Genomic DNA, 13,280 nt, shown 5'->3' on the forward strand with positions numbered 1-13,280 from the left:
CGGCAGTCGAGAAGGCCATCCCTGGCCTCAACTCTAGCAAAAGGGGGGCCGCCCGAGCGTTCGGGCCTGCGGCGTTACTTTGGTTTGCTCGGTAAGAGGGTAAACAAAAGCGGCTCCCCTGCCGTCTGTCTGGCAAAGGGAGCCGCTCGCGGTGGGGGGCATACGACGGGGCGTTGTGCGCGAAGGCCGCTACAGCATGGGCACCACCATGGTCAGCGGAAGCGCCGCCACGATGACCAAGTAGCGCAGCAGGAAGCCGCCCACCAGCACGCCGGCGTCAGAGGCAAAGGAAAGCCAACGGGCCGTCGCCCCCTCCTCGAACTGCGGCGAGGAGAAGAACAGCGTAACGGTTTCGATGATGGTGGGGGCCAAGAGGCCAACGATCACGAAGCCGATCCAGAACCAGGCGCCCCACTGGCCGCCGATGAGGTTCATGATGGAGTTGAAACCGGCTTGGTTGGTGTGGGCGGTGATGAACACCAGCGAGGCCGCCAGCAAAATCTCAATGGCGGGCAGGGCGTAGTGGGTCTTCTTCAGCAGGCCGATCTCGTTGAATTCCTGCGGCTTCACCAGGATGCCGATGGCGATGACCGCCGCGGCGCCGGTGGAAAGGGCCGACACCAAGAACAGGATGGGCAGCAGGGCGTTGTTCCACAGCGGGAAGGTTTGGCACACGCCCAAAAGCACGCCGGTGTAGATGGCCACGCACACGCCGGCCACTACGCCCACGATGTCGAGCCAGTTGGGAACGGACTTCTTCATGAGGTCCAGCACCAGCACGATGAGGGCGATGATGGTGAAGGCGGCCAGGAACACCACGCCCCAGGTCATGACCGACCCGAAGTTGCTGAGCAGCAGCGCGAAGCGCAGCGGGTTCAGAAAGCCCGCCTTGGCGTCGAACATCAGCAGCACCAGGCCGATGCACACCGCCACCGGCGCTACGATGTGGCCGATGCGGCGCATCGTGGTGGCCTCCGGCTTGGTCCACTTCAGAAACGCGGAGGTGATGAAGGCACCGCCGCCCAAACCGGCCAGGAACAGATACCAGGCGATGATACCGCCCCAAATGGGTTCATAAGTCATCTCTCTCACCTCGCGTAATAGATGGCGGCCTCGGTAAGGCCTTCGACTAGGGGTTTTGCCCCGGTGGCGCGGATTTCCCGGGAAACATTGGATTCCGGATCGTCCAGGTCGCCGAAGGTGCGCACCCCCATGGGGCAGGCGGACACGCAGTTGGACGCGGCCTCTCCCGGCTTCACAGCCGCAACGCAGAAGCGGCACTTGTCAACGGCGCCGGTTTCCTCGTTGCGCACGCGCAGCTGGTAGGGGCAGGCGGCCATGCAGTACAGGCAGCCGATGCAGCGGCCATGGTCGATGACCACGATGCCGTCGGGGCCGATGTGGGAGGCTCCGGTGGGGCACACGCTGACGCAGGGGGCGTCGGTGCACTGCATGCACTGCATGGGCACCATTTCCACATCGGTGGTGGGGAACTTGCCAGTTACCCGCTCTTCGTAGCGGATGAAGGGCTCGTTGTCCAACAGCTTGTTCTGGTGCTGGCAAGCCTCGCGGCAGGCGTAGCACCCAATGCATTTCCTCGTGTTAACGAGCATTCCGTAACGGGTCATCATGCACCCACTTTCTTCAGGGTGACTGCAGTTTCATTCATCATCCCCGCGCCGGTGCCCGGTTCAAGCTGCCAGGCGATCAGGGGTTTGGGGGCGGCGCCGAACAGCGGGGTGCCTTCCGCTTGGCCGTAGATGGAGCCGAAATGGGCCGGCATCCAGACCACGTTGGGGGCAATCAGCTCGGTAACCTTTGCCGGCACCGTGAGCGAACCTTGGGGTGAGGAAACCTCCACTGTGTCGCCATCGGCGATGCCCAGCGCCGCGGCCGTGTCGCTGTTTACCCAGGCCTGCTGCAGTTGGTACTTCTCGGCCAGGGTCATCAGGTAGGGGCTGGCGTCGCAGAAGGTGTCTTGGAATACCACTTCCTGGCCCACCATCAGCCGCAGCGATCCGTTTACCGCTTCCACTGCTGGAGAGGTCCAGGTGGGAACGGCGGAAAGTCCGGCCGCCTCGAAGGTGGGGCTGGCGAAGTCGATCTTGCCGGAGGCGGTGCGCAGGTGGGGCATGGTGCCCAGTTGCGCGTCGCTTCCGGGGATGGCCGAGATGCCTTCCCGCAGAAGGCCCTCGTAGCTGATGCCCATCAGCTCGGCGTTGGCGCGGTTGTAGTCGTCCAAAGTGAAGGGGAACGCGGCTTCCAGGCCGGCGCCGGCGGCCAGGGCGCAAATGGCGTCGGGAATGGACTTGCCGTCAACTTCGGTATTGGTCAGCACCGGCGTGCGCAAGCCCGCAACGGCGTTGGCGCCAGAGGCGGTGACGATGGTGTCGGTGCGCTCCAGGAAGGTGGAAAGCGGCAGCACATAATCGGCCAGAAGGGCAGTCTCGGTCATGAAGGAATCGAGCACCACCAGCAAATCCAGCTTGCCCAGCGCCTCTTTCACGCCGTTGCCGTTGGAAACGTCCAGCACCGGGTTGCCCTCCACCACGATCATCTGGGTGAGGTTGCCCGCCTGCATCTGCTCGAAAGCGGCGATGATGCTGTCGCCCCATACCAGCGGAGCGTCGGCGTAGGTGATAATGGGGGCGTCGGTGGTCAGTTGCGGAATGCCCTTCTCCGCCAGCATCTCGTCGGAGACGAAGGGGGCGTCGGGGAACAGCCAGCCGCCTTTTTGATTGAAGCAGCCCAGCATGGCGTTGATCAGGTAGATCATGCGCACCGTGTCGGCGCTGTTGGCAAAGCCGCTGCCCAGCGTGCCGGCCCAGGGCATGTCCACGAAAGCCGCGGGGGCATTGGCCCACAGGTTTGCGGCCACCTGAGAAATCTGGGTGGTTTCGGCGCCGGTCGTCTCGGCTGCCCAATCAAGGGTGTAGCCCTTCATGGCGGCGGCAAATTGGTCGAAGCCGTTTGCGTTGGCGGCTACGAAGTCTTTGTTGTAGTGACCGGTGCGTACCAGCTCGCCGGCAACGCCCAGCAGAAATGCCAGCTCGGTGCCGGGCTTCACGCCAATCCACTCGTCGCAAATGCGGCCGAAGGAAGTTTCGCGGGAGTCCACCAGCACCACATGGCCGCCGTTTTCCACCATCTTGGCGAACTCGGCCATTTCAGCCGGCCGCATGCCGTCGTAGGTGGACTTGTCCAGCATCACCATGTACTTCGCGTTGGCCACGTCCGGTGCCGGATACGCGCCGGAGATGCCCTCGATGGTGGCGGTGATTCCGGCATCGCGGATGGCGGCGTCGGAATAGCAGTTAGCCGATCCCAGGGCGGCCATCAGCCGCTTGGGGTAGAAGGTGGAGTTGCCGCGGCTTTGGTACAGGGCAATTTTGCCAGGGTCTGCAGCGGTGAGCCTCTGGCCGATTTCCTGGCACGCCTGATCCCAGGAAATTTCCTCGAAGTCGCCGCTGCCGTTTTTCTTCAGGGGCGTTTTCACGCGGTTTTCGTTGGCGTACAGGAAGGCGTAGCCCTGGCCGCGGCCGCACAAAAAGCCGTGGGAGGTGGGATAGCCCACGCACCCGATGGCGCGCCAGAACTTCTCGTTGACGGTGTAGGCGGTGAACGCGCACTTGTTGCCGCAGCCGTCGCAGAGGGTTATCTTTTGGACGGCGTTCGCCGGCGCGTCGTCTTCGCCGAAGGCCGGGGACCAGCTTCCCAAGCTAAGGGCGCCCGCGCCGCCGGCGATGGCGGCGCATGCAGCGCCTGCGGCTACGAAATCGCGCCGCGTAAGTGTGTTCTGTGACATGATTTTTCCTCTCAACTGGTAGGTTCGCGATGTTTCAGGGACACAAGCGGCCTACACGAGGGTCACGGTGCGCACGACGCCCTGGTCAATGGCCTTCTGGGCGATGTCTTGCCAGTCAACGAACTGGATGGCGCCGTTGGGGCACTGCACGGCGCAGCGGCCGCAGGCGACGCACTTGGTGGAGGTGCCGGTTTGAGAGTTGATGCGCGGCATGTTCCAGGGGCACGCCTGGGCGCACAGGCCGCAGCCGATGCAGGCTTTTTCGTTCACGACGCGGGCGCCGGTGTCCTCGTCGCAGTAGATGGCGTGCACGGGACAGTTGTTCATGCAAGCGGCGTCGTCGCACTGCTTGCAGTGCTCAACGGTGAACTCGCAGGCCCCGGTGCCATCGCCCAGGGCGCCATCGCCGGTATCGGCGCCTTCGCCCCAGTAATAGTTGTCCCACACGCGCACGCGGGCGATGGACTGGTCAACGTAACCGTCGTTCTTCAGCGTGCACATCATTTCGCAGCGCTGGCAGCCCGAGCAACGGGCGCGATCGGTCACGATCATCTTGGTGGGTGTGGTGCGTATGTCAATGCGTCCGGCAGCAATTGATCTCTCGGTTACGCCCCAGCTGGCCAGGACCCCGCCAGCAATCAGGCCGGCAACGCCGCAGCCGCACATGGCGAGTACTTGGCGACGGGTCACTTGATGCTTCGGTTTCTGCTCGGCGGGAGTGCTTTCGGCAGCGGCCGTCTCGGGCTCGTCCTTCGGCTCGAAGGGCTTGTTGTCTAAGGTGTTCTCGGACATGTTAGTTGCTCCCCTCACTAATTGGATTTGTGAGAATAGTTGATCCTTTGGTTCGGCTCCCCGAAAGCAACTGTCCTTTATTCAGTTCACGCAACGATAAATATTATGAAGATGGCATAGAGAAGCACCATCCCCTTTTTCAGGGGGTTTTCCCCTCTCGTTAACTTCTTGAAAGATACCACTGCATTTTCGTTGACTGCGAAACATGCTGGTAACACGATTACCCTCAAGGAGGGTACAAGGGCTTAGCTGCCAGGGGCATGATGGCTCGGTAGCCTTCAGTTGTTACCTCCGCTGAAGTAGCGTCCTTTAAGGAAAGAGTTCACGCAACGAATTATTTCCAAGGCAAAAAGCCAATGAGGAGGCAAATCATGGCTGACGAGAAATCATTTGGATGGGCGGGAAAGATTCTCCGCGTCAACCTTACTACGGGCTCCATTACCACTGAGCCCACTGAGCCCTATAAAAGCTATATCGGCGGCATGGGGCTTTCCAATAAGATCATGTACGACGAGGTGCCCGCTGGCACCGATCCGCTTTCCCCGGAAAACAAAGTGGTATTTGCCGTAGGGCCCCTGACTGCAACCGGTGTGCCGCTGGCTGGGCGCACCACCATTTCCTCTCTGTCCACCTTCAGCAAAGACCATCAAATTGTAGACGCCCACACTGGCGGCATGCTGGGGGCCAACGTCAAAAAGGCCGGCTACGATGCGGTAGTGATTGAAGGAAAGGCCGATACGCCGGTATACCTATATATAAGTGATGATACTGTGGCCCTCAAGCCCGCCGGCCAGCTGTGGGGACAGGGGACCCGCGCCACCACCGAAGCGCTCAACCGCATGGAGGGCAATGATTTCTGCATTGCCGCCATTGGCCCCGCGGGCGAGAACCTACTCCCCTATGCCTGCATCATCAACTCCCGCAACCACTCTGCCGGCGCCGGCGTTGGTGCTGTGCTGGGATCCAAGAACCTCAAGGCTCTTGCGGTGCGCGGCACGAAACCGGTGTATGTGGCCGACCCTCAGGCGGTAGCGGACCTTTCGGACTATATGTTGCGAGAAGTGGTGGGCTCCAACAACAACCATGTGGTGCCCTCCACTCAGCAGGAATGGGCCGAGTACTTTGACAAGGGCAGTCGTTGGACCGCCAAAAAGGATCTTTATTGGGCGCTGGCAGAAGGCGGGCCCATCGAAACCGGCGAGCCCAAACCCGGAGAGATAAACACCGTGGGTTACCGCTGCATGAAAACCACCAAGGACGATGGTCCTGAGGCGGAGAAGTACACCATTAAGATGGACGGTTGCCACAGTTGTCCCATCCATTGTTACTCCGACATGCGCGTGCCCGCCAGCAAGGATGCCGGCGGCTATGAGATAACCGGCAACACCTGCGTGCCTAATTTCCCCTTTAAGTACATGATTAAAATCCTCGGTGAGGAAAACACGCCCGTGAAGGACAACACCGAGGAAAGCTTGCGTTGGAACCAGGTGATGGGTTCGGTGGTGGACGATTTGGGGCTGTGGTGCAACTATGCCCAGCTGTACCGCGACATTGCCCACTGCTATGCCGCCGGCGTGTTCGAGCGGGTGCTGCCGGCCGAAGAGTACGCCGCCATTCCCTGGGAAAAATTCAAAAACAATGACCCTTCCCTCATGCCTCAGTTGCTTACCATGATTGCCATGAACAATTCCGAACTGTCCTACATTGGCCACGGCACCTATGTGTGGACGGAGCGCTGGAATGACAAGGGGTGGATGGATGAGACGCCCTCGTGCATGATTAGCCCGCGCGGTTGGCCGGTGCATCATTCCCAGGAGTGCTTCGGACAGGTGGGTATGTTGTACAACGTGATGTTCAACCGCGACGACATGATTCACTCCGCGGTCAATTTGCAAGGGTGCGGTTTGCCCATCGAGATAAAAAAGCAGATTGCCGCAGAGGTGTTCGGCGATGAAAGCGCATTGGATCCGGACAAGAATTACACCCCCATGAACGAATACAAGGCCAACTTCGCCTGGTGGTCCATTGTCACCGACGTGCTGCATGACTCTTTGACGCTGTGCAACTGGGTGTGGCCCATGACCATGAGCCCCACCGCCGCCCGCGACTACCGCGGCGACCTGGACCTGGAGGCCAAGTTCTTCAAAGCCGTGACCGGCCAGGACGTCACCACCGACGACCTCTACAAGGCGGGCGCCAAGATCATGACCCTGCAGCGCGCCAACACCGTGCGCTCCATGAAGGGCGCCGACGGCCAGATGGGCAGCATCGAGATGCGCGCCATCCACGATGTGTACACCGAGTGGCCTTTTACGAAAGACCCTGACATGGCAGTGTTCACCGAGGGCACCGACAAAATGGATAAAGACGATATCCAAATCGGCCTCACCATGCTGTACCGCTGCTTCGGATGGGACGAGGAGAAGGGATGCCCCACTGCAGATTGTCTGGATTACTACGAAATGCCCGATGTTAAGGAGGAGCTTGCTGGTTTGAATCTGCTGCCTTGAGGCGGGACTTTTGCCTCTTGACGCATACCCTTAGCGGTTGTTCCCCTCTGCAGAGCTGCCCCGCACCCGTTGGCGGGGCAGCTCTTTTTCTGTTTGGAGGATGGGGGGCTTTCTGCGGAAGGGCTTTACACGCTGGCGGGGCGCTCCACGCCGTAGAATTCCGCCAGGCTTTCGGCCATTTCCCGTGACATAAGGTCGCGGGAATAATAGTAAGTTTCCCCGATAGAGTTTTTCACTTGTCCGATATCGGAGAAATCCTCAAACTCTTGCATTTGCTGAAAAGCGGTGGCCACTGTGTTGGCGTCCATGCGGAAGGGGGCGTTGGCTAGCGTATCTGCCGCTAACGGCCTGGGGTAGGTGCGGCACTCTTCACGCGTACATTCCGCCAAGGTGACAAGAGGATCGTTTTCGGCCGCCAGGAACGCCCATCGGGCGAAGGCGTCCGTCATGCGGGTTCGGTCGTACAGATAGTAGCTATGGCGACCCACTAATGCGCGAATACCGTTGCAGTCTATTTCCATTGCCTGTGACGCTTCGGCGCCCTCTACGGCTACCAGTGCAAGTTCGCCCTCGATTTCCTTCAACTGGTAGCCTTGGGGAATTTCCAGGCCAGTGTCGGGGTCTACGACGTAGCCCTCCCGTGTCTTCGGCTTCTCATTTTCTGGCATCAAGGCGCTTTCAAAAAGCGGTTCTTCTTCTGTTTTGCCTGCTGCGATGGGCGGGTGCTCCTCGTTTGGCCGATTTGTCATGGCAAGATGTATCTTTGGAATCCCTACAGCGGACTTCGCAGTGCGGAATCGCGATTTCACATGGGGGTTTTCCGGTGCCTTTTGCCCTCTTTGCACCGGTTGGAGGATGTCGTGGGGCTCGCCGTGTTCTTCCAAGTACTCGTAAACCATCATTTCGAACTCCTCTGAAGAGAGGTGTTCGGGGAAGAAATCGAGAAGCGGCCACTCGTTTGGTGCCGACAGGCGGGAGTCGGCTGAGGCGCGCCGCACCTCTTGGAGCAGAAGCGCGATGGCATTGTGCTCCAGCACCTCCCTGTTCTTGGCATTGGCTTCACGCGCCTGCTCCGTTTCTGCGTCGGCGGGATTATCGACGCCGCCATCAGCTGATGCGGCCGAAAGCGATAGGTCTATGCCGGCGAGAGTCGAGGTGCGGTCATCGGATGGTGCAGCAACGTTGCTTTCCGCAGGGTTGCGCTTCTGCGCGGCGGCGACCCCTTCAACCAGGAGGTCAGTGCGACTGTTGCGCAAAGAGCAATGCTCGCATATCAGGCAGGCAGGTGAATATGTGTCACATGGCACGAGGGCATTGAGCTGCGTAAGCCCCGCTCCGTTGCGTTGCAGCCAGTCGCCGTACAAAGCGCGCAGCGCTTCGACGGCGAACGTGAGCGTGTAGCTTTTGTCCCAGGGCACCCCGTCGAGTGCTCTCCGGATATCGTCTTCGCTGATGGACAGTGCTTCTGGAAACGTTTTTCCCTCTATCATGCTGCAGATGATGCTGGCAGCGGCGGTCATGGCAAGGCAGCCTCGTGTTTTGAACCCCGCCTTTTGGATTGTGTCGGTTTCAGGGTCGATGACGGCGAATATCCGCAGCGCCACCTCTCCCCGCTTGGATTTGCCCACCATGGACTGGGCGTTGAATCCCTCGGGCCGTCCGCTGTTGCGGAAGTTGGCCACAACAGCTAGCAAGGTGTCGGAATAGCCTTCCACCCCCGATTCGATTTCGGTTTGATATACGTCTGCCGTGCGAATAACCGCGCGATCGGCAGGTTGGAAGAAGACGTCTCTCACATCGGACATAGATAGCCTCCTCTTTTGCTTCATCCCCGTCCCTTAACAGCCAATGAAAACACTTTGTTACGTTTTTTTGATCTTAGGGCGGGCCCTGTGTAAATGGCGATAATAATCCTTAGTCAAACTGATACAGAGAGTAGTATCTTGCAAACCGATCGTATGACTTCCCCTGTTTTGGGGGAACATCGACAAGAGTATGCAAGCGCAGGCTTTCGAGGGGGTTGAGAGCAGTGGCGAAAGAGGCTGAAGGGGCCGCGGGTCCCGCAGACGCGGCGCTTGCAGTTGAGGGGAAGCGCGAAGGGGCGAGCCCTGCGGGGAACGAGAACGAGTCGTTGTTGCGGGAGCTGCCCCGCTATTCGACTCTTCTGCCCGCAGCGCTTGGGTTGGCGTTTTCTCGAGTGGGGATTTTGACCGGCGCCTATGGTAGCTACGAGAGTAGCGACAAGGGCTTGTTCACCGACGGGGCCATGCTCATAGCTCTGGCGGCGTTGCTGCTGGTGCTTTTAGCGCTGTGGCTTTGGAAGGGCCAGTTGGAGCAGCGCACGGTGAACGGGTTGGGCATTGCCTGCGCTGCGGGTGAAGTCGCAAGCGCGTTGACGTTGGTTGTTCTTTGTCATTTAGGCTTGATGGGCGGTATATGGGAACTGCTCGCCTGTGCCGCCTGCACGCTTTTCGGTTCTGGGTGCATGTTCTACTGGTTGCGCTTCCTAAAGGGGTCTGCCAGCGCTACGGCCGCGGTAACGGTGTTCAGCGCGTTGGCGGCAAGCGAGGTGCTAACCTATATTGCGGCCCTGCTTCCCGCTCCCACTGATTTCGGGATGGCTGCGCTAATGTCGCTGGCCCAGATTCCCTGTGCGGTGATAGCCTGCCGCCGCCCGTTTTCCCGAGACATCGACTCGGACTCCTTTCCCGCAGATTACTTCGGCCTATCTGCGTCGGCCATTGAAAGCAGGAGGTTTCTTATCGCCAATGCCGTAGGGATTGGAGCCATGGGTGTTGTGAGTGGCTTTTTGCGCGGTTATCCCGACGGGCTGCCCATTGCTTTCACTCCTCTTACCCGGCTTGCCTATGCGGGAGTTGTCATCGCCGTTTGCGTGGCGGTGATGGCTTGCGTTATGCATCGGCGAGAGCGGGTGTTCACGGTGGGGGCATTCACGCTTATGGAGGTGTGTGCCCTATTTGCCCTGTTTGTCTTTGTGCTTGCGCCCGACCGCCTTGATTACGGCGCGGTGTTTGCAACTGCCATGAACGCCTTTATGGTGGGCTTTGTGTGGTATGTCACCATTGCCTTCATGACCGCCGGTTGGCGCGATCCTTATTATTACGCTTGCGCTGGATGGATTATCTGGCTGGGTTCGCGAGCCGTGGCGCGAGTGGCGTTGGTGGAGTTCAACCAGTTCTCGGTCGACACGCCGCTCATGGTGGCGTTGATCGCCGTTTTGGCGGCGGTTTCTGCCCAGCTGTTGCAGACTCAGTTCATGTCCATCAACCAAGAAATTGTCCTGCGCGAGACGATAGACGGCTTGGCGCAGACTTCCGCCCAAGCGTCCGCGCACAAGGCGGAGGAGCCCTGTGCGCCGGCGCTGAGCGATGACGAGGCGCTAAACTGGAGGTCACACATCGTGCGCATTATGGGCCTGGACATTCCGGATGAGAGCGCTTTTGAGCGCACGCCCGCCATTGAGGAGAAAGTGCACCAGATGGGGAGGCAGTTTTTGCTTTCGCGGCGCGAGGAAGAGGTACTGGTGTTGTACGCCCAGGGCTACACTCAAAAACGCGTGGCCGATGCTCTGTTTATCAGTCCGGAAACCGCCCATGCCCACATAAAGCGCATCTACGCGAAAACCGAGCTTCATTCGCGTCAGGAAATCATCGATTATCTGGAGTCGTTCACTAATTAGGCCTAATTTTTCATCAATTGCTTCATGAAAATAACGGCTCTCTGTGAATTTATGGCCTGATTTCGATAGGGTTTGTAACTTGTCGGTTGTCCTTGTGAACCAGCTGTCGCTTTTTGCATCTACCTGTAACCAAAATCGATAAATAAAAAGAGTACTGTGTAGCCTGTCGAAAAGAACTTCGATCTGCTTGACAAGTCATGACCTCCCAAAAGCTTACATGTCCTTTAGGAACAAGTTCACGCAACGGATTTATTTCAAGGGAACGAACCAAGTAGGAGAAACACCATGGCTGACGAAAAATCATATGGATGGGCGGGCAAGATTCTCCGCGTTAACCTGACCACCGGGGCCATCACCACCGAGCCGACCGAGCCTTACAAAGACTACATCGGCGGCATGGGCATCGCCAACAAAATCATGTACGACGAAGTTCCTGCCGGCACCGACCCCTTCGCCGAAGAGTCGAAGATCGTGTTCGCCGTAGGGCCCCTCACCGCATCCGGTGTGCCCCTGGCAGGCCGCACCACCATCAGCTTCCTGTCCACCTATACCACTGACAATCAGGTAGTTGACGCCCATACCGGCGGCATGCTGGGCGCCAACATCAAGAAGGCCGGATATGACGGCATCATTCTGGAGGGCATGAGCGAAACGCCCGTGTACCTGTGCATCAAGAACGACAACGTTGAAATCAAGCCGGCCGACTTTTTGTGGGGCCAGGGCACCCGTGCCACGGCCGAGGCGCTGAACCGGCTTGAGGGCAACAGCGCCTGCGTGGCCTCCATCGGCCAGGCGGGCGAAAACCTGGTGCCCTACGCGTGCCTGATCAACTCCCGCAACCACTCCGCCGGCGCCGGCCTGGGCGCCATCATGGGCTCCAAGAAGCTTAAGGCGCTGGTGGTGGAGGGCACCGGCCCGGTGAACGTGGCCGACCCCCAGGCGGTGGCCGATCTTTCCGACTATATGCTGCGGGAAATCGTGGGCTCCAACAACAACCACGTGGTGCCCTCCACCCAGCAGGAATGGGCCGAGTACTACGATGCCGGCAGCCGCTGGACCGCTCAGAAGGGCGCCAGCTGGGAGCTGGCCGAGGGCGGCGCCATCGAAAGCGGCGAGCCCAAGCCCGGCGAAATCAACACCGTGGGCTACCGCTGCCTGAAGTCGCTTAAGGACGAAGGCCCCGAGGCGCTGAAGTACACCATCAAGATGGACGGTTGTCACAGCTGTCCCATCCACTGCTACTCCGACATGCGCGTGCCCGCCAGCAAGGCCGCTGGCGGCTACGAGATCACCGGCAACACCTGCGTGCCCAACTTCCCCTTCACCAACTACATGATTAAGATTTTGGGCGACAAGACCACCGTGCAGGCGCTGAGCGATGACGCGCTGGTTTGGGACCAGGTATTCGGTTCCACCATGGACGACCTGGGCCTGTGGTGCAACTACGGCCAAATCTACCGCGACATCGCCCACTGCTACGCCACCGGCGTGTTCGAGCGCGTGCTGCCGGCGGAAGAGTACGCGATGTTCGATTGGGACGCCTTCGCCAACAACGATCCCACCATTGTGCCGGCCCTGCTGCATCACATTGCCGCCAACGACAACGAGATGGCTTACGTGGCCTACGGTCCGTTGGTATGGACCGAGCGCTGGAACGACCCGGAGTGGTGGAACGACCCCGCCTCCACCCTCATCAACGTGCGCGGCTGGCCGGTACACCACGCCCATGAGTGCTTCGCTCAGGTAGGCCTTCTGTACAACATGATGTTCAACCGCGACGACATGATTCACTCCGCCGTCAACTTCCAGGGCTGCGGCCTGCCCTTCGAGCTGAAGCAGCAGATCGCCGAAGAGGTGTGGGGCGGCGCCGACGCCATCGACAAGGACAAGAACTACACCCCCATGAACGAGCACAAGGCCAACTTCGCCTGGTGGTCCATCGTCACCGACGTGCTGCATGACTCTTTGACGCTGTGCAACTGGGTGTGGCCCATGACCATGAGTCCCACCGCCGCTCGCAACTACCGCGGCGACCTGGACCTGGAGGCCAAGTTCTTCAAGGCCGTGACCGGCCAGGACGTCACCACCGACGACCTCTACAAGGCGGGCGCCAAGATCATGACCCTGCAGCGCGCCAACACCGTGCGCTCCATGAAGGGCGCCGACGGCCAGATGGGCAGCATCGAGATGCGCGCCATCCACGATGTTCCCACCGAGTGGCCCTTCACCCAGGACCCCGACAAGCAGCCCTTCACCGAAGGCACCATCAAGCAGGACAAAGAGGACTTCCAAAACGGCCTCACCATGCTGTACCGTTGCTTCGGCTGGGATGAGGAAAAGGGCTGCCCCACGGTGGAGTGCCTGGAGTACTACGACATGCCCGATGTGAAGGAGGAGCTGGCTAGCCTGAGCCTGCTGCCCTAAGCTGAGAAGACAACACGTTCGGGGACGCGCGTTTCGTCAGCCCGAGTGG

8 protein-coding genes are annotated in these 13,280 nt (G+C 59.8%); 3 read left to right on the top strand and 5 right to left on the bottom strand.

Annotated elements, in window-relative coordinates; genetic code table 11:
* Positions 1-189: 189 nt before the first annotated feature.
* The 4 genes from nrfD to DMP11_RS00505 are packed head-to-tail and all read right to left on the bottom strand — an operon-like array spanning position 190 to position 4,597.
* Positions 190-1,083: an NrfD/PsrC family molybdoenzyme membrane anchor subunit gene (gene nrfD / locus DMP11_RS00490; RefSeq protein ID WP_123184536.1), complete on the bottom strand. Its 894-nt coding sequence runs from the start codon at positions 1,081-1,083 to the stop codon at positions 190-192.
* 5 nt (positions 1,084-1,088) lie between these two features.
* Positions 1,089-1,631 carry a 4Fe-4S dicluster domain-containing protein gene (locus DMP11_RS00495; protein ID WP_214646974.1) on the bottom strand — a complete coding sequence of 181 codons (543 nt, stop codon included), beginning with the start codon at positions 1,629-1,631 and terminating at the stop codon, positions 1,089-1,091.
* The gene (locus DMP11_RS00500; protein ID WP_123184537.1) at positions 1,628-3,805 is read right to left on the bottom strand and encodes a molybdopterin-containing oxidoreductase family protein; all 2,178 of its coding nucleotides are present in this window, start codon (positions 3,803-3,805) and stop codon (positions 1,628-1,630) included. The genes DMP11_RS00495 and DMP11_RS00500 overlap by 4 nt, the downstream gene beginning before the upstream one ends.
* A gap of 51 nt (positions 3,806-3,856) precedes the next feature.
* Complete coding sequence (locus tag DMP11_RS00505) at positions 3,857-4,597, bottom strand: 4Fe-4S binding protein (protein ID WP_123184538.1); 741 nt, start codon at positions 4,595-4,597, stop codon at positions 3,857-3,859.
* Between the two features lie 371 nt (positions 4,598-4,968).
* On the opposite strand from DMP11_RS00505, the gene DMP11_RS00510 reads away from it, so the two are divergent.
* Positions 4,969-7,107: an aldehyde ferredoxin oxidoreductase gene (locus DMP11_RS00510; RefSeq protein WP_123184539.1), complete on the top strand. Its 2,139-nt coding sequence runs from the start codon at positions 4,969-4,971 to the stop codon at positions 7,105-7,107.
* A 125-nt stretch (positions 7,108-7,232) separates the two neighbouring features.
* On the opposite strand, the gene DMP11_RS00515 is transcribed toward DMP11_RS00510, so the two are convergent.
* The gene (locus DMP11_RS00515) at positions 7,233-8,912 is read right to left on the bottom strand and encodes a YdhW C-terminal domain-containing protein (protein ID WP_123184816.1); all 1,680 of its coding nucleotides are present in this window, start codon (positions 8,910-8,912) and stop codon (positions 7,233-7,235) included.
* Positions 8,913-9,136: 224 nt separating this feature from the next.
* Between DMP11_RS00515 and DMP11_RS00520 the strand changes: the two genes are divergently transcribed.
* A complete protein-coding gene (locus DMP11_RS00520; RefSeq protein ID WP_123184540.1) occupies positions 9,137-10,807 on the top strand; it encodes a helix-turn-helix transcriptional regulator in 1,671 nt (556 codons plus the stop codon).
* Positions 10,808-11,092: 285 nt separating this feature from the next.
* On the top strand, positions 11,093-13,231 hold the full coding sequence (locus DMP11_RS00525; RefSeq protein WP_123184541.1) for an aldehyde ferredoxin oxidoreductase: 2,139 nt from the start codon (positions 11,093-11,095) through the stop codon (positions 13,229-13,231).
* The last annotated feature ends 49 nt before the right edge of the window (positions 13,232-13,280 follow it).

Origin of the sequence: Parvibacter caecicola (assembly GCF_003725335.1) — a bacterium.
Lineage (GTDB): Bacteria > Actinomycetota > Coriobacteriia > Coriobacteriales > Eggerthellaceae > Parvibacter > Parvibacter caecicola.

Excerpts from the sequence above, each read along its gene's own strand:
- DMP11_RS00505 (WP_123184538.1), bottom strand. The coding sequence starts at position 4,597 with ATGTCCGAGAACACCTTAGACAACAAGCCCTTCGAGCCGAAGGACGAG.
- DMP11_RS00525 (WP_123184541.1), top strand. The coding sequence starts at position 11,093 with ATGGCTGACGAAAAATCATATGGATGGGCGGGCAAGATTCTCCGCGTT.
- DMP11_RS00510 (WP_123184539.1), top strand. The coding sequence starts at position 4,969 with ATGGCTGACGAGAAATCATTTGGATGGGCGGGAAAGATTCTCCGCGTC.
- DMP11_RS00495 (WP_214646974.1), bottom strand. The coding sequence starts at position 1,631 with ATGATGACCCGTTACGGAATGCTCGTTAACACGAGGAAATGCATTGGG.
- DMP11_RS00515 (WP_123184816.1), bottom strand. The coding sequence starts at position 8,912 with ATGTCCGATGTGAGAGACGTCTTCTTCCAACCTGCCGATCGCGCGGTT.
- DMP11_RS00500 (WP_123184537.1), bottom strand. The coding sequence starts at position 3,805 with ATGTCACAGAACACACTTACGCGGCGCGATTTCGTAGCCGCAGGCGCT.
- nrfD (WP_123184536.1), bottom strand. The coding sequence starts at position 1,083 with ATGACTTATGAACCCATTTGGGGCGGTATCATCGCCTGGTATCTGTTC.